The 15,310-nt window shown below is 62.2% G+C and carries 15 protein-coding genes; 10 read left to right on the top strand and 5 right to left on the bottom strand.

Features of this window, described 5'->3' with window-relative positions:
• Nucleotides 1–97: 97 nt before the first annotated feature.
• Nucleotides 98–1,000: a transcriptional regulator GcvA gene (gene gcvA, locus GGQ67_RS00700; RefSeq protein ID WP_183898264.1), complete on the bottom strand. Its 903-nt coding sequence runs from the start codon at nt 998–1,000 to the stop codon at nt 98–100.
• Nucleotides 1,001–1,128: 128 nt separating this feature from the next.
• Between gcvA and GGQ67_RS00695 the strand changes: the two genes are divergently transcribed.
• From GGQ67_RS00695 to GGQ67_RS00680, 4 genes are all read left to right on the top strand, one after another.
• Nucleotides 1,129–1,833, top strand: a complete 705-nt coding sequence (locus tag GGQ67_RS00695) for an SDR family oxidoreductase (protein WP_183898263.1) — start codon at nt 1,129–1,131, stop codon at nt 1,831–1,833.
• Nucleotides 1,834–2,023: 190 nt separating this feature from the next.
• The gene (gene ahpC / locus GGQ67_RS00690) at nt 2,024–2,587 is read left to right on the top strand and encodes an alkyl hydroperoxide reductase subunit C (RefSeq protein WP_018901244.1); all 564 of its coding nucleotides are present in this window, start codon (nt 2,024–2,026) and stop codon (nt 2,585–2,587) included.
• Nucleotides 2,588–2,691: 104 nt separating this feature from the next.
• Nucleotides 2,692–4,272 carry an alkyl hydroperoxide reductase subunit F gene (gene ahpF / locus GGQ67_RS00685; protein WP_183898262.1) on the top strand — a complete coding sequence of 527 codons (1,581 nt, stop codon included), beginning with the start codon at nt 2,692–2,694 and terminating at the stop codon, nt 4,270–4,272.
• A gap of 22 nt (nt 4,273–4,294) precedes the next feature.
• Nucleotides 4,295–5,212 carry a LysR substrate-binding domain-containing protein gene (locus GGQ67_RS00680; RefSeq protein ID WP_183898261.1) on the top strand — a complete coding sequence of 306 codons (918 nt, stop codon included), beginning with the start codon at nt 4,295–4,297 and terminating at the stop codon, nt 5,210–5,212.
• A gap of 18 nt (nt 5,213–5,230) precedes the next feature.
• On the opposite strand, the gene GGQ67_RS00675 is transcribed toward GGQ67_RS00680, so the two are convergent.
• Nucleotides 5,231–5,758 (bottom strand): hypothetical protein, encoded by a 528-nt coding sequence (locus GGQ67_RS00675; protein WP_183898843.1) that lies wholly within the window; start codon nt 5,756–5,758, stop codon nt 5,231–5,233.
• A 444-nt stretch (nt 5,759–6,202) separates the two neighbouring features.
• A complete protein-coding gene (gene gabD, locus GGQ67_RS00670; protein WP_183898260.1) occupies nt 6,203–7,657 on the bottom strand; it encodes an NADP-dependent succinate-semialdehyde dehydrogenase in 1,455 nt (484 codons plus the stop codon).
• A 277-nt stretch (nt 7,658–7,934) separates the two neighbouring features.
• Between gabD and GGQ67_RS00665 the strand changes: the two genes are divergently transcribed.
• The 6 genes from GGQ67_RS00665 to GGQ67_RS00640 all read left to right on the top strand — a co-directional run bounded on the left by GGQ67_RS00665 (nt 7,935) and on the right by GGQ67_RS00640 (nt 13,874).
• Nucleotides 7,935–8,882: a lytic transglycosylase domain-containing protein gene (locus GGQ67_RS00665; protein ID WP_183898259.1), complete on the top strand. Its 948-nt coding sequence runs from the start codon at nt 7,935–7,937 to the stop codon at nt 8,880–8,882.
• 178 nt (nt 8,883–9,060) lie between these two features.
• Nucleotides 9,061–10,206 (top strand): extracellular solute-binding protein, encoded by a 1,146-nt coding sequence (locus tag GGQ67_RS00660; RefSeq protein WP_183898258.1) that lies wholly within the window; start codon nt 9,061–9,063, stop codon nt 10,204–10,206.
• 11 nt (nt 10,207–10,217) lie between these two features.
• Nucleotides 10,218–11,099 (top strand): ABC transporter permease, encoded by an 882-nt coding sequence (locus tag GGQ67_RS00655; protein ID WP_246400055.1) that lies wholly within the window; start codon nt 10,218–10,220, stop codon nt 11,097–11,099.
• On the top strand, nt 11,096–11,923 hold the full coding sequence (locus GGQ67_RS00650; protein ID WP_183898256.1) for an ABC transporter permease: 828 nt from the start codon (nt 11,096–11,098) through the stop codon (nt 11,921–11,923). The genes GGQ67_RS00655 and GGQ67_RS00650 overlap by 4 nt, the downstream gene beginning before the upstream one ends.
• A gap of 36 nt (nt 11,924–11,959) precedes the next feature.
• Entirely contained in the window at nt 11,960–13,039 is a 1,080-nt protein-coding gene (locus GGQ67_RS00645) for an ABC transporter ATP-binding protein (protein ID WP_183898255.1), read from the top strand.
• A complete protein-coding gene (locus GGQ67_RS00640) occupies nt 13,014–13,874 on the top strand; it encodes a glycerophosphodiester phosphodiesterase (RefSeq protein WP_183898254.1) in 861 nt (286 codons plus the stop codon). Before GGQ67_RS00645 ends, GGQ67_RS00640 begins: the two co-directional genes overlap by 26 nt.
• Here the strand turns inward: GGQ67_RS00640 and GGQ67_RS00635 are convergent.
• Together GGQ67_RS00635 and GGQ67_RS00630 are read right to left on the bottom strand one after the other, a co-directional pair.
• Nucleotides 13,871–14,707, bottom strand: coding sequence for an inositol monophosphatase family protein (locus tag GGQ67_RS00635; protein ID WP_183898253.1), 837 nt, complete (start codon nt 14,705–14,707; stop codon nt 13,871–13,873). The two genes, GGQ67_RS00640 and GGQ67_RS00635, sit on opposite strands and share 4 nt — an antisense overlap.
• A gap of 199 nt (nt 14,708–14,906) precedes the next feature.
• Nucleotides 14,907–15,245 (bottom strand): ArsR/SmtB family transcription factor, encoded by a 339-nt coding sequence (locus GGQ67_RS00630; RefSeq protein WP_183898252.1) that lies wholly within the window; start codon nt 15,243–15,245, stop codon nt 14,907–14,909.
• Nucleotides 15,246–15,310 lie beyond the last annotated feature (65 nt).

Here is a 15,310-nt window from a genome sequence, read left to right as displayed (position 1 = left end):
GGCCGGTCCATTCCCCAAGCCGTGCGTTTTTTGGGTGGCTGCCGTGCATTCGCGGGACGCTCGACACGATTGATGGCCGGGCGGCGCGCCGCTTGGCCTACCGCGAAAGAAGGTGCCGGCCGGCATGTTGAAGCAGCCATGCTCTGACCTTGGCGACCGATTGGGCTTGCCTCGGCTTGCGCAGCGAGACGACGTAAAAGTCCGACTGCGCGCGCATTGTTTCCTTGAACGCCGGCACCAGTCGTCCGGCGGCGATATCTTCGTTGACGAATACCCCGCTTGCCAGCGCGATCCCCTGGCCTGCGAGGGCGGCCTCGATCGCATGGGACGTCTGGTTGAAGCGAACGCCCTTGGAGGCCGCAATCGGCTTTGCGCCGGCGATCGTGGCGATGAACTCGGGCCACTGATTGTGGGTGTCGTGGAGCAGCACGAAACGCGCGAGATCGGCAGGGTCGAGGCCGTCGGCCGGCGGCATCAGTGCCGGGCTGCACACCGCGACGAGCTCCTGCTCGAAAAGCAGATCGGCCTCCAGCGACGCCGGAAAGGGCGGCCGCGCCAGACGGACGGCGATATCCACGTCATCCGATTGGAAATTGGCCACGCGCTCGCTGGCGAGAATGCGCATGTCGAGATCCGGGTGCGCGGCCAGAAAGTCCGGTAGCCTCGGGATCAGCCATTTCGACGCGAAGGTCGGCGTGACGCTGATCGTCAATCGTAACGGCTCCGGCCGCAATGTCGCTGTGGCGTCGGAGATCAGTTCGAAGGCGCGGCGGATGCTTTCGGCATACCCGCGTCCCGCCTCGGTCAGGGCAAGCCTGCGGGGGAGGCGTTCGAACAGGGCGAGGTTCAGTTCCCTCTCAAGGCCGCGAACCTGCTGGGCCACGGCCGCCTGGGTGACGCCCAGCTCCTCGGCGGCGACGCGAAAATTCAGGTGGCGGGCGGCCACCTCGAAGGCGCGCAGGCCATTCAGCGGCGGAAGGCGGAAAAGCGGATCATTCATGTAATAGATTTTCTACTGATTGATGCCAATCGAATTGGCTCGAAGCGATGTCTTCCTGATGGTATCATCTCGCATCAGAGCTGAAAACATGCGCGATGAACAAGAAAAATGACGAAAGGGTGGATGTCATGACAATAGAAAAAGTGGCGCTGGTGACCGCAGGTGGCAGCGGCATGGGGGCGGATGCCGCCAAACGTCTGGCGGCCGATGGCTTCAAGCTCGCCATCCTATCCTCTTCGGGTAAGGGTGAGGCGCTGGCCAAGGAACTGGGTGGCGTGGGTGTCACGGGTTCGAACCAGTCGAATGACGATATCAAGCGACTCGTGGATCTGGCCATGCAGGCCTGGGGTCGCATCGATGTGCTGGCCAACAGCGCCGGGCACGGCCCACGCGCGCCGATCCTCGATATCACCGACGAGGACTGGCACAAGGGCATGGACGTCTACCTGATGAACGTCATCCGCCCGACGCGAATCGTGACGCCGATCATGCAGGCGCAGAAGTCGGGCGCGATCGTCAATATCTCGACTGCCTGGGCCTTCGAGCCGTCTGCCATGTTTCCGACATCGGCGGTCTTTCGCGCCGGTCTCGCCTCCTTCACCAAGATCTTCGCCGACACCTACGCGGCGGACAATATCCGCATGAACAACGTTCTGCCGGGCTGGATCGACAGCCTGCCGGCGACCGAGGAGCGCCGCGAATCGGTGCCGATGAAGCGCTATGGCACGAGCGAGGAGATCGCGGCGACCGTCGCGTTTCTGGCGTCGGAAGGTGCCGGATATATCACCGGGCAGAATATCAAGGTGGACGGCGGGCTCGGCCGATCGGTTTGACCGCGGAGACCAAATTTTGCCAGATCAAGCGGCTGGTTCGCGGCCGCTTGATAAACATCACTTAGAAGATCGCCGATAGAGATTACCTATCGAAATATTTTTCTTTATCTATTTCATTTATCGCCGGCCCCTGTTTATGTTGCGCCGCGAAAGCGGGTTTTCGCTTCGCAGCAATTTTACAGGAGCCTTCATGTCCCTTATCAACACATCCATTAAGCCCTTCAAGGCGCAGGCCTTCAAGCAGGGCAAATTCATTGAAGTGACCGATGCCGACACCAAGGGCAAGTGGGCGGTATTCTTCTTTTATCCGGCTGACTTTACCTTCGTTTGCCCGACCGAACTCGGCGATGTCGCCGATCACTATGCCGAGCTGCAGCGCCTCGATGTCGAGGTCTATTCGGTCTCGACCGACACGCACTTCACCCACAAGGCCTGGCACGACAGCTCCGAGACCATTGGCAAGATCCAGTACACGATGATCGGCGACCCGACGGGCACGATCAGCCGCAACTTCGAGGTCATGCGCGAATCCGAAGGCCTTGCCGATCGCGGCACCTTCGTCGTCGATCCCGATGGCGTCATCCAGGCGATGGAAGTCACCGCCGAAGGCATCGGCCGCAACGCCGTCGACCTGCTGCGTCGCATCAAGGCAGCGCAGTATGTGCGCGCGCATCCGGGTGAAGTTTGCCCGGCCAAATGGGAAGAGGGCGAAAAGACGCTCGCTCCGTCGCTGCACCTCGTCGGCAAGATCTGACGTTCAAATGACAAGCCGCCTTCCGGTGAATGCCGGAGGGCGGCAGCCAATGCCATATTCAGCGCCCTCAGTGGCGCGGCCATCCATTTTTAGCGGAGTGCCCCATGCTCGACGAGAACCTGAAGTCCCAGTTGAAGGGCTATTTGGAAAGGGTCGTTCGCCCGATCGCGATCACTGCTTCGGTCAATGACAGCACAAAGTCCAAAGAGATGTCGGAGCTTCTCGGCGAACTGGTCGCGCTTTCCGACAAGATCTCGGTCGTGGAAACGCGCGACGACGGAGAGCGTGCACCCTCCTTCGCGCTGACCAGCCCGGGCCACGACATCAACCTGCGTTTCGCCGGCATTCCGATGGGCCACGAGTTCACCTCGCTTGTGCTGGCTCTGCTGCAGGTCGGTGGCCATCCGCCACGCACGGAGCAGGCAATCATCGATCAGATCAAGGATCTCGACGGCGATTTCCTCTTCGAGACCTATTTCTCGCTCACCTGCCAGAATTGCCCCGATGTCGTTCAGGCGCTGAACCTGATGGCCGTCTTGAACCCGCGCGTGAAGCATGTGGCGATCGATGGCGGCGTGTTTCCGGCCGAGGTTCAAAGCCGCCAGATCATGTCGGTGCCGACGGTCTATCTCAACGGCCAGCTGTTCGGTCAGGGCCGAATGGAAGTCGAGGAGATCGTCTCGAAACTCGACACCAATTCCGCGGCCCGCGCCGCGGAAAAGCTCAACAGCCGCGAGGCCTATGACGTTCTCGTCATCGGTGGTGGGCCGGCTGGCGCTGCGGCGGCAATCTACGCCGCTCGCAAGGGCATCCGCATAGGCGTTGCCGCCGAGCGCTTCGGCGGTCAGGTGCTCGATACGATGGCGATCGAAAACTTCATCTCCGTGCCGCATACGGAGGGCCCGCAGTTCGCGGCGTCGCTGGAAGTGCACGTGAAGGACTATGACGTGGACGTCATGAACCTGCAGCGCGCCGAAAAGCTCGTTCCCGGCAAGGACATGATCGCGGTCGAGCTTGCCAACGGCGCGACACTGCGCTCGAAGACGGTTATCCTGTCCACCGGCGCGCGCTGGCGGCAGATGGAGGTTCCCGGCGAGGACCAGTATCGCAACAAGGGCGTTGCCTATTGCCCGCACTGCGACGGCCCGCTGTTCAAGGGCAAGCGCGTCGCCGTCATCGGCGGTGGCAACTCCGGCGTCGAAGCCGCGATCGACCTCGCCAATATCGTCAGCCACGTGACTCTGATCGAGTTCGACAACAAGCTGCGTGCCGACGACGTTCTGCAACGCAAGCTGCGCAGCCTTCCGAATGTCGATATCCTGCTCTCCGCCAAAACGACGGAAGTGCTGGGCGATGGCCAGAAGGTGACCGGGCTCGTCTACGAAAATCGCATTGCCGGTCAGCGCCACACGCTCGGTCTGGAAGGGATCTTCGTTCAGATCGGTCTGCTTCCGAACACCGAATGGCTGAAGGGTGCCGTCGAGCTTTCTCCGCGCGGCGAGATCATCGTCGATCATCATGGCCAGACCTCGGTTCCCGGCGTCTTTGCCGCCGGCGATTGCACCACGGTGCCTTACAAGCAGATCGTGATTGCGCTCGGCGAGGGCGCGAAGGCATCGCTTGCGGCCTTCGATCACCTGATCCGCACATCCGCGCCAGACGAGGATGCGGTGAAGGCGGCCTGAGGCCGGCCGACACGGTCCTGCAATGACGCTGCGCGAGCTGGAATACCTGATTGCCTTGGCGGACCACCGGCATTTTGGCCGGGCCGCCGAAGCGTGCCTGGTCAGCCAGCCGACGTTATCGACGCAGATCCGGAAACTGGAGGAGACGCTTGGCGCTCCTCTGATCGAGCGCACGCCGCGCACGGTCATGCTGACGCCGTTCGGCGAGGATACCGTCGAACGGGCACGGCGCATCATGCGGGAGGTCGCCGAGATCAGATCCTCGGCCTTGCGCAGCCTCAATCCAGAGGTCGGCACGCTACGTCTCGGCATTTTCCCGACACTGGCACCCTATTTCCTGCCTCATGCGGTGCCGCGCATCCACACGCAGTTCCCGCGGCTTGAGACGCTGCTGATCGAGGAAAAGAGTGACGCGCTTCTCGCGCGCCTCAGAAGCGGCAATCTCGATGCCGCGATCCTCGCTCTTCCCGTCAACGACGATCACCTGAAGGCCGAGTTTCTCTTCGAGGAAGACTTTCTGCTTGCCGTTCCCGGCTCGCATCCCTTGGCAAGGCGGCGGTCTCTGACGCTCGGCGATCTCGATCGCTATGATCTCATGCTGCTCGAAGAGGGGCATTGCCTGCGCGACCAGGCGCTTGACGTGTGCCGCTTGTCGGGGGCGAGCGAGCGCACGTCGTTTCGCGCCACCAGCCTGGAGACGCTACGCCAGATGGTCGGTGCCGAAGTGGGGATCACGCTTCTGCCCGAGCTGGCCGCGCTCTATCCGGCGTCGGGCGATATCAGGCTGCTCCGTTTCGACGGACTATCGCCCAACCGGCGGATCGGCATCTGCTGGCGCACGGGTTCGGCGATGGGCGCGCTTGTGCAGAACATCGCCGATCTCCTGCGCGAGGTTGCCCAGGAGTTGCTTGCCGGAATCAGACGGTCGCCAACGGCCTGAAGCGTTCTTGAAGCGACGTCACTTCCATTCCCACAGTAGCGTGGAAGAAAACGGTCGTGCGCGGATCAAGAGATCGGGTAGCGTCAACTTGGCCTCGAAAGTCGCGGCATCCGCGTCGCCATTGAGCCCGACAAACAGCATCTTCATCGAAGCGCCGCGCGGCTGGCCTTTCTTTCGGTAGGAGAACTGGACAGCGCAGGTCGGATAGTTCCATCCCGCCGTAAGGGTCTCCGCGAACGCTTCCTCGGCGAGCCCGTTGGCCCGGCCCGTCGACGCCAGGAACTGGCCCAGTCCGAAGAAGCCGGAAAAGACCCGATAGGCGGTCTCCTGTGACATCTGCGTGCCTTGGCCGCTTGCCGTATCGCGACGATAGAACAGGCTGTCCACCTGACCCTGCTTGCGGCTCATCGCGTAGCTGATCAGGTTTTGCTGCGCCAGCAGTTCCATCGTCAGATCGTAGGTCTGATAAGAGGCGGGGTCGCTATGCAGATCGTCCAAGCGTGCCTTCAGATCGACAACGTAATCACGATAAAATGCGGCGCTCATCGGCGTTTCCTCATGGCTTTTGGCGCGTGGTAGCAGAAAACGCGGAGATTCCAAGGGGTAGTACGACCTGCGCCGCAACGGCCACGAGGCGCAAATCCGCGACAGAAGCCGCGCGCCACGCGCATAGCGCATAGCTGTTCTGCAGAATTGTGCCTATGATTTGAGCGTGCTTGCTGTATAAACACATCATCGAAGCGATGCACCTCCTCCCGCAGAGCTTCGAGTTGCAGGTGGCCTTATCCTCCTCCCAAGGGCGCCTGTGGGAATGACAGCACTCCTCCTCCCAGCTGTCATTCGGTTATTTTCGAAAAGCCTGTCGCACCTCCTCCCGCGGCAGGCTTTTTCGATTCTGGCCCGCGCGTTCTTCAGTTTTCAGTTTTCCCGGTTATCGCTCGCGCCAGCGCGCAAACCATTCGGCTTGCGCGCCTTTCGTTCAAGCAAGCGTCAGCTGATGCCGCCGAGGCATACGTATTTGATCTCGGTGAATTCCTCGATGCCGTATCGCGAACCCTCGCGGCCGAGGCCTGAGAGCTTCACGCCACCGAACGGCGCTTCCGCCGTCGAGATCAGGCCCGTATTGACGCCGACCATGCCGTATTCCAACGCTTCCGCCACGCGGAACACGCGCGCGAGGTCCTTTGCGTAAAAATAGGAGGCGAGGCCGAATTCGGTGTCGTTTGCCTGTTCGATCACATCCGCCTCGTCCTTGAAGCGGAAGAGCGGCGCAAGTGGGCCGAAGGTCTCTTCGCGCGCGACAGCCATGTCCCTGGTGACGTTGGCGAGAACCGTGGCCTCGTAGAAGGTGCCGCCCAGCGCATGTGGCTTGCCGCCGCGGATGATGTTGGCGCCTTTGGCAAGCGCGTCGGCGACATGTTCCTGCACTTTCTCGAGCGCCGGCTTGTCTATCAGCGGCCCGAGGATCACGCCCTCGTCGAAGCCATTGCCGGTCTTCAGCTTGCCGACGGCTTCCGCGAGTTTTTCTGAGAAGGCGTCATAGACACCATCCTGCACATAGAGCCTGTTGGCGCACACGCATGTCTGGCCGTTGTTGCGGAACTTCGCGATCAGCGCGCCCTCGACGGCGGCGTCGAGATCAGCGTCGTCGAAGACGATGAATGGCGCATTGCCGCCGAGTTCCAGCCCGAGCTTCTTGATCGTCGGCGCGCTCTGCTTGTAGAGCTCGGCGCCGATTTCGGTCGACCCGGTAAAGGTGAGCTTGCGCACGGTCGGGTTCGAGGTCATCTCCGCGCCGATCGCGGCGGCGGACCCCGTCAGCACCGAGAAAAGCCCAGCCGGCAGCCCGGCGCGCTCCGCGAGCACCGCAATGGCGATCGCCGAGAACGGCGTCTGTGATGCCGGCTTCAGCACCATTGCGCAACCTGCCGCCAGTGCGGGGCCGGCCTTGCGGGTGATCATCGCGTTGGGGAAATTCCAGGGCGTGATCGCGGCGACCACGCCGATCGGCTGCTTCATCACCATGATACGCTTGTCGGGCTGGTGGCCCGGAATGAGGTCGCCATAGACGCGCCGGGCTTCCTCCGCGAACCATTCGATGAAGCTTGCGCCGTAGACGATTTCGCCGGTGGCTTCGGCAAGCGGCTTTCCCTGCTCAAGCGTCAGGATGCGCCCGAGGTCGTCCTTGTTCTCGATCATCAGGTCGAACCATTTGCGCAGGATGCCGGCACGCTCCTTCGCCGTTCGGGCGGCCCAGCCCTTCTGCGCGACACGCGCTGCCTCGATCGCGGCCCTCGTCTCGGCGCCGCCGAGCTTGGGCACGCGCCCGATGATCTCTCCGGTTGCCGGATTGTTCACCTCGATTGCATTGGCGGGGTCGGCGTCGGTCCATTTTCCTCCAACGAGGGCGGCTTGGCGAAAAAGGGAAGGGTCTTTCAGCTGCATCGCATTCATCCTGTTTGACAAGTTGCCCGCATTGATGCCGGCACTGATCGGGTCAGCGTTTCCTGGTGCTGAGGATAAAATGGTCTCCCGTCCGGCAACGTCAAATTGGCCGAATTGCCGAGGACTTGCAACCGAAGCCGCCGACGGTCTTGCATGGTGTCGGTATCGCACGGGCGGAAGGCCGTTTTAGGGATGTCTTGACTGCGCGCGGCAAACGAAATGGTATGCGTCCTGATATCACCCTACGGCGGTGCCGCGGGCGCGGCACCGGGAGCAAATGATCGCGATCAGGCGGCGCAGCATCGGTGTATTCGTGGCTTGGGGCTTCCGCGTCGCCCTTTGCACGACGATGACCGGCATCGCCAGCGCGGCCGAGATCATCGAAGCCGCGCCGCCAGCGGCCTGCCTCTATACGCGTTCGATCACCGGTTCGGCGGAGACGCTCTGCATTCGCAAGGACAGTTTCAACCGCGATCTCTGCGGCGCGATCGAGCGGACCGCGACGGAGCACGATCTGCCGCCGGATTTCTTCGCTCGGTTGATCTGGCGCGAGAGCCGGTTCAGGCCGGACGCCCTGAGTTACAAGGGTGCGCAGGGCATCGCGCAGTTCATGCCGGGCACCGCCAAGCTGCGTGGCCTGCAGGACAGCTACGATGTCTTGGAAGCCTTGCAGAAGTCGGCCGAATATCTCGATGAACTCAGGGATCGCTTCGGCAATCTCGGCCTTGCGGCCGCCGCCTACAATGCCGGCGAAAACGGGCTGTCGAACTTCCTCAATGGCGGCGGCCTGCCGACGGAAACCCGCAGTTACGTGATGGCGATCACGGCGCATAGCGTCGAGGAGTGGAAGTCCTCGGTACCCGAAAAGGCGGCGGGTCCCCTGGCGGAGGACCAGCCGTTCATCGAGGGCTGCGTGGCGCTTGCCGATCGCCGCAAGATGGCCGAACCGGTGTGGCGGTCTGAGGGAAACTGGGCGCCCTGGGGCGTGCAGATCGCGGCGAGCGCCAGCCCCGACGTCGCCCGTCGCCTGTTCTTCGAGGCCGTTGCCCGGTTTCCCGCGCCGCTCGACCGGGAACAGCCGCTGATCCTCCGGCAACGCGACCGCAGCTTCGGTTTTCGGCCGCGCTATGTGACGCGCATCGCGCGGCAGACGAGGGCGGAAGCCAATGATGTCTGCAAGCAGATCCGCGAGAAAAGCCCGATCTGCCTGGTTTTCAAGAACTGAGATGTTGCGGTCAGTGGCATTGGGATGTGCCGCGAGCAGTCGCGGCCATTCGGAGATTTAAATTGCACGGGTGTGCAAAAAATGAAATCCGGCCCTATCTTGTCATGTCACTGTTACGCGTCGGCGATAGCAAAACCACAGTCCAGAGGGCAGAGCCCCAAACCGAATGGAGACGGTCATGAACAGACGCGAGTTTCTTGTCACATCATCGGCGGCAGCCGGTGTGCTGGCCCTGCCACGCTTCGCAATGGCTGCGGATGCGACGATTAACCTCTACAGCGGCTCTGACGCCAACATCATCGATTTCTGGAACAACACCGTGCGTCCAGCCTTCGAAAAGGCCAATCCGGGTCTTGCCCTCAAGATCACCGATGCCGGCGACAACACCGGATTGCGTGCGATTGCAGACCGTGCGCTGGCCGCGCTGAAGTCGAAGGCCGATCCGCAGTCGGACATCTTCGAACACTTCAATCCGCGTCTGCCTGCCGGCGGTATCGACGCCGGCCTCTGGGTGAAGTTTTCGGCCGACAACATCGACGGCTTCGCGAACGTCAATCCGCTGAGCGTCGACAGCGAATATTCGCTGCCTTACCGCGGTTCGCAGGTGCTGCTCGCCTACGACAAGACGAAGCTCGACCCCAAGGATGCGCCGAAGACCTGGGAACAGCTGACGGCCTGGATCAAGGCCAATCCTGGCCAGTTCATCTACAACCGCCCGGACAAGGGTGGTTCCGGCGGAAACTTCGTTCGCCGCGCGATTCACGAAGCCAATGGCCGTGATCCCAAGAAGTTCACCGTCGACAACTACACCGCCGAACTCGGCAACAAGATGCTGACCCCGGCCTGGGCGATCCTCAACGATCTCGCGCCGTCGCTTTATGAAAAGGGCGCCTACACCGCCGGCAACACGCAGTCGATCCAGCTACTTGCCCAGGGTGTCGTCACGATGACGCCGGTGTGGTCCGACCAGGTGCTCCAGGCCCTGTCGCAGGGTGTTCTGCCGGAAACCACCGGTCTGGTGCAGTTGAGCGACCTGGCGCTTTGCGGCGATTTCTCGCGCATGACCGTATTCTCGAACGGCGCCAACAAGGATGCCGCTCTCAAGCTCGCGGGATTCATGCTGACGAAGGAGATCCAGGAAGCAATCATCACCGAACTCGGCGGCTTCCCCGGCGTTTCCTGGGATCGGATATCCGACGAGCTCCGTCAGAAATACGCCGACGTCATCCCGACCACGATCCCGACCTTCCCGGCGGGCGACTGGGAAACCAACATCAACGATGGCTGGTATCGCAACGTTGCTCCGGGCATCAGCCGTACCTGATGCGTAGAGGCATGACATTGCCGCTGCCGGCGCGGGGAACCGCGCCGGGCAAGGCGCAAAATCCGGTGGGACTTCTTCTGGTCGCCCTGCCGGTGTTCCTGCTCGGATGGTTGATCGTCTACCCGATCTTCTCGGCCGTCATCACCACCGTTTTCGTCCGCCAGGCGGATGGGACGATGTCGGTCTCGCTGGCCTCCTATGCGTTTTTCTTCAGCGATTCCTACAGTCGTGCCAATCTCTGGATAACCCTGTGGACGACCTTTGTCTGCGGCGTCTTGCTGCTGGTCATCGGGTTGCCGATCGCGCTCTATCTGCGCTTTTCACAGGGGCGCCTTCCTGCCTATGTGCAGGGACTGGCGATTTTCCCGATGTTCGTGCCATCGATCATCCTGTCCTATGCGCTGATCCGGACAATCGGGCCCAACGGCACCGTCGATCTGCTGCTGAATGCGGTCGGGCTGCCGAAGCTGCCGTCACCCTATCTGACGCCATGGGGTCCCGTCATCGGCCTGGTATGGGACAATCTTCCGCTGACCGTCCTGATGCTGACCGCCGGACTTGGTAACATTCCCAAGAGTTCCGTCGAGGCCGCGCGCGATGTCGGCGCGTCACCGCTCAGGGTTTTCGTATCGATCATCCTGCCGCGCATGGGCAATTCCCTGCTGGTCACGGCCTCCTTCGCCATCCTTGGCATCTTCTCGTCCTTCACGTTGCCATATGTGCTCGGGCCGGCATCGCCGGAGATGATGGGACCGTTCATGCAGCGTACCTTCTCGGATCTCAACGATCCCCAGAATGCGTTGACGCAGGCTGTCATCGCGTTCGGCTTCTGCCTGATCTTCGGGATATTGTATGTGCGTTCCATCGCCAAAAATCGGGGGGCGTCACGATGAGAATATCGAGCACCGTCAAGGGTTCCGGCATCGATTGGACGGGCATTGTCTTCGCCGTGCTTCTCACCCTGTTCATCGCGGTGCCGCTGATCGTGGTCGGCACCTGGGCGTTCACGGAGGTGTGGCGCTACCCGTCGGTCGTTCCGCAGCAGTTCGGTTTGCGTTTCTGGTCGCAGACGCTGTCGCGCTCGGATGTGTGGGATGCGCTCTTCCTGAGTCTGAGGCTGACCACGACGGTCACGCTTCTGTCCGCCATCATCTGCCTGCCGGCGGCTTACGCTTTCGCGCGCATGTCGTTTCCCGGAAAGAACGTGCTGTTCCTGTCGTTTTTGTCATCCTACGCCTTTCCGAAGTTCGGCCTGCTGGTGGCGATCGCCGGCATCTTCCTGAAGCTCGGGCTGATCAGCACTTTCTGGGGCGTGGTCCTGATCCAGTTGGTCGGAACGCTGATGCTGATGATCTGGATTCCCGTGGCGGCGTTCCAGAATATCGATCGCCGGATGGAGGAGGCTGCTCGCGATGCGGGCGCCGGGCCGCTGCGGGTGTTCTGGTCGATCACGCTGCCGCAGGCGGCACCGACGATCGTCGCCGCATTGCTGCTGACCTTCGTCGGCACATTCTATGAAACCGAAGGCGCTTGGCTGATCGGCGCGCCTGAGATCCGCACCATGCCGGTGTTGATGATCACGTTCATCAACAACCAGATCGTCGTGCAGTATGGCGCCGTTCTGTCGGTGATGCTCTGGGTGCCGTCGTTCATCGCGCTGATGTTTGCCCGCCGGGTCGTCGGAACGGGTTCTTTTGCGCGTGGTTTCGGCGCGTGACGTTGAGATCGGGCTCTGCCCGAGGAAAGGCTTGATATGGCACGCTTGACGATCAGGAACGTCTCCAAGACGTTCGGCACTTCGTTCGCGGTCCGTGACTTCTCGCTCGATGTGGAGGATGGCGAACTCGTCTGCCTGCTCGGTCCGTCCGGATCAGGAAAGTCGACGCTGCTTCGCATGATCGGCGGCTTCGAGCAGCCGAGCGGTGGCTCGATCCTGATCGATGCCAAGGACGTGACGGCGCTGCCGCCGGAAAAGCGGCCGACCGGGATGGTCTTCCAGAGCCATGCGCTGTGGACCCATATGGACGTGTTCAACAACATCGCCTTCGGTCTCAAGCTTCGTCGGCTGCCCAAGGCCGAGATCCGCGAGCGCGTCGAGAATGCCCTGGCGCTGGTCGGTCTTGCCGACTACGGCCGGCGCATGACGACGCAATTGTCGGGCGGTCAGCAGCAGCGCGTGGCGCTCGCCCGGTCGCTGGTCCTGGAACCGAAGATCCTCTTGCTCGACGAGCCATTCGCCAGCCTCGACCAGCATTTGCGGGAGCGGCTGCGCGAGGAAGTGCGCGATATCCAGCAGCGGGTCGGCATCACCACCCTGTTCGTCACCCACGGGCAGGACGAGGCCCTGGCGCTCGCCGACCGCATCGTCGTGATGCGCGACGGCAGCACCGAACAGATCGCGCCGCCCGATATCGTCTACCGTGAACCGCAAACGGAATTCGTGGCAGGCTTCATCGGCTCGATGAATTTCGTCAGGACCAGCATCCGCGGCGGTGTTAGCCAGCATCCGGCCTTTCCCGTGGCCGTGCCGATCGAGGATGGTGACGTCGTTCTCGCGTTTCGCCCCGAGGCGCTGTCGCTGCAGCCGTCGAAGACGCTTTCGACCGCCATCGTTCATCGCAGCATCGATTTCGGCACCCACAAGATCGTGGACATCGACCTCGCCGATGGGACGCGCTTGAAGGCGATGACCGCGCCGGATAGCAATTGGAGCAAGGGCGTGGGCATCGAGCCGAGGGCCTCCGCGTTCCGTGCCTTCCGCGACAACCGGCTGGTCTATCAATCGACAACCTCAGGCGAACGGCATCATGATCGAATCCTTGGCAACGCTTGATCGCAGCGGCATCGCGATCGATCAGGCAGGCCACAAGACCTGGCTGAAATGGCATCGCGGCCACCGCTATGCCGGTGATATCTCGTTTACGGGGCAACGCATTGCCGAGGCGATGGCGCTGGGTGCCAGCGTCGAGATCGATCTGGTGCGTTTCAATGGCGCCGGCTTCGCCGTGCTGCATGACGAGACACTGAACAAGGCGACAACGGGCGAGGGGCGCGTCATCGAGGCGACGGAGAGCGAGTTGCGCGCACTTCGTCTGCGCGACCCTTTTGGCGAGCCGACGGCCCATAAGATCATGCTGATCGATGATCTCGGTCATCTTCTGCGAGGGATCGGCCGCGATGGCGGCGCCGTTCTGCAGCTCGATCTCAAGGAAGATTCCCCTGCCATCCGCGATGAGGATATCGCGGCCTTCGCCGCGGCGATCTCGCCGGTCGCGCAGTCGGTCATTCTCTCGGCGGGGGATCCCGAGGCCGTGGAACGCCTGTCCCTGAGCGTGCCGGAGATGCCGATTGGCTACGACCCGTGCCATCACGGCGCGATCGAGCGGCTGAAGGAAAGTCGTGACTTCGACGGCTTCGTTGCCGATGCCGTGGCGGCGTCGCCGCGAGCGCGGATGATCTACCTGCATCACCAATTGGTACTGTTTGCCGAGGACGCCGGATACGACCTGGTGTCGGCCTTCCATCGCGCCGGGCGCAGCATCGACGCCTACACCATCAATTCGGCAATCCCGGCCGCACTGCCTGTCGTGCGCCGCCTCCTGGCGCTGAAGGTCGACCAGATCACCACCGATGACCCGGTCGGCCTGCAAGCACTGCTCCTCGGCTAAGCCTGCTCTCCTTCAAATCCTTGAACGAGCCAGGGGTGCAGCGCGGTGTTGGCGGCGAGAATGTCGCCATTCGCCGTCACGGCGCCGCCCTTGAAGGCAGAGACCTTGCCGCCTGCCTCGGTCACCAGCAGCGCGGCCGCGCCGTAGTCATGCGGCGATAGCCCGTCCTCAAAGAAACCGTCCAGGCGGCCGCTTGCGACATAAGCGATCGACAATGCCGCCGAGCCCAGGCGTCGCACGCCGGCGGTGTTGCCCATCAGCCTCTTCAGCGCATTGAAATAGACGTCTGGTGCAACGGCCTTGACCTGACCGGGAACGGGCAGGCCGGCGCCGACGACGACGTTTTCGATATCGGCGTTATCGACGCAGGAGATGCGCTCGCCGTTGAGATATGCGCCGCCGCCGAGTTCCGCGCTGAACAGCTCGTCCAGCATGGGGTCGTAGACCACGCCGGCAACGATCCGGCCGCCTTCTGCGATCGCGATGGTCATGCCGAAATGCGGAATGCCCCAGGCGAAGTTGGTCGTTCCGTCGATCGGGTCGATGTAGATGATGGGCGCGTCCGTTCCCGCCACCCGGTTGCCGACATCTTCCTCGCCCTTGATGGAATAGGAAGGGAATGCCGCGATCATATCCGCGACGATGATGCGTTCGACGGCAACATCGATCTCCGTCTGGTAGTCACGCGGCGCCTTTGACACCACATCGCTGATGCGCCGACGCTGCAAGGAACGGCGCGCCGTTTCGCCGGCTTTCACGACCGTCGAGGCGAGAGTGATCAGGCGCTGGGAGGCTGTCGGCGAAAGGCGTGAGGATATGAGGGAGGATGTCATCAGGAACCCGGATAATGAAACTGCAATACGGCCGGAACGCATGGCAGAGCTGCATGACGCTTTCGTGACGTGTATACGGCTTTTCGAGGATCACGCCACGAGGTCGCGCGACCTTGGTTTGCTTTTGACCACATGGTCAATTCAATTCGAACCGCGGTGCGTCATGGCGCGCGTGCAACGGGCACGACGCGCCACGCGTCTAAGGGCGCTGCGCGGCTGCGCGTTCGGTCTCGCCATCACGCGTGCCGATGAGCAGATCCCGCGCATCCGACAGCGTTGTGGCGATCGAACGCGGCTTTAGCGAATAGAACACGGATTGCGAGGCGCGTCGCGTCGAGACGAATTCGCATGCCCTCAGGATGGCGAGGTGCTGCGAAAGCGCCGATTGGCCGAGGCCGAGCTTCTTCGCGAGCACATTGACCTGGATCTCGCCCTCGGCGAGGTTGGTCAGGATGGCGAGCCGGTTGGCGTTTCCGAGAACCGCGAGTTGATCCGCCAGAGCGGCAATGCCCTGCGGGTTCCGATTGTCTTCCTGCATATGATTTTCCCAATGAAATAAGCGGGAAAACGCCGCCCACGATGTGGCGCGGTCCGTCGTCCCAG

This window comes from Rhizobium metallidurans, assembly GCF_014196505.1.
GTDB lineage: Bacteria > Pseudomonadota > Alphaproteobacteria > Rhizobiales > Rhizobiaceae > Rhizobium > Rhizobium metallidurans.
This window is presented reverse-complemented; position numbering and strand designations above follow the sequence as displayed.

Coding starts and splice junctions, on each gene's coding strand:
- GGQ67_RS00675 (WP_183898843.1), bottom strand. CDS start 5,758: ATGAGCGCCGCATTTTATCGTGATTACGTTGTCGATCTGAAGGCACGC.
- ahpC (WP_018901244.1), top strand. CDS start 2,024: ATGTCCCTTATCAACACATCCATTAAGCCCTTCAAGGCGCAGGCCTTC.
- GGQ67_RS00655 (WP_246400055.1), top strand. CDS start 10,218: ATGACATTGCCGCTGCCGGCGCGGGGAACCGCGCCGGGCAAGGCGCAA.
- GGQ67_RS00665 (WP_183898259.1), top strand. CDS start 7,935: ATGATCGCGATCAGGCGGCGCAGCATCGGTGTATTCGTGGCTTGGGGC.
- gcvA (WP_183898264.1), bottom strand. CDS start 1,000: ATGAATGATCCGCTTTTCCGCCTTCCGCCGCTGAATGGCCTGCGCGCC.
- GGQ67_RS00635 (WP_183898253.1), bottom strand. CDS start 14,707: ATGACATCCTCCCTCATATCCTCACGCCTTTCGCCGACAGCCTCCCAG.
- GGQ67_RS00645 (WP_183898255.1), top strand. CDS start 11,960: ATGGCACGCTTGACGATCAGGAACGTCTCCAAGACGTTCGGCACTTCG.
- GGQ67_RS00640 (WP_183898254.1), top strand. CDS start 13,014: ATGATCGAATCCTTGGCAACGCTTGATCGCAGCGGCATCGCGATCGAT.
- GGQ67_RS00680 (WP_183898261.1), top strand. CDS start 4,295: ATGACGCTGCGCGAGCTGGAATACCTGATTGCCTTGGCGGACCACCGG.
- GGQ67_RS00695 (WP_183898263.1), top strand. CDS start 1,129: ATGACAATAGAAAAAGTGGCGCTGGTGACCGCAGGTGGCAGCGGCATG.
- GGQ67_RS00630 (WP_183898252.1), bottom strand. CDS start 15,245: ATGCAGGAAGACAATCGGAACCCGCAGGGCATTGCCGCTCTGGCGGAT.
- gabD (WP_183898260.1), bottom strand. CDS start 7,657: ATGCAGCTGAAAGACCCTTCCCTTTTTCGCCAAGCCGCCCTCGTTGGA.
- ahpF (WP_183898262.1), top strand. CDS start 2,692: ATGCTCGACGAGAACCTGAAGTCCCAGTTGAAGGGCTATTTGGAAAGG.
- GGQ67_RS00650 (WP_183898256.1), top strand. CDS start 11,096: ATGAGAATATCGAGCACCGTCAAGGGTTCCGGCATCGATTGGACGGGC.
- GGQ67_RS00660 (WP_183898258.1), top strand. CDS start 9,061: ATGAACAGACGCGAGTTTCTTGTCACATCATCGGCGGCAGCCGGTGTG.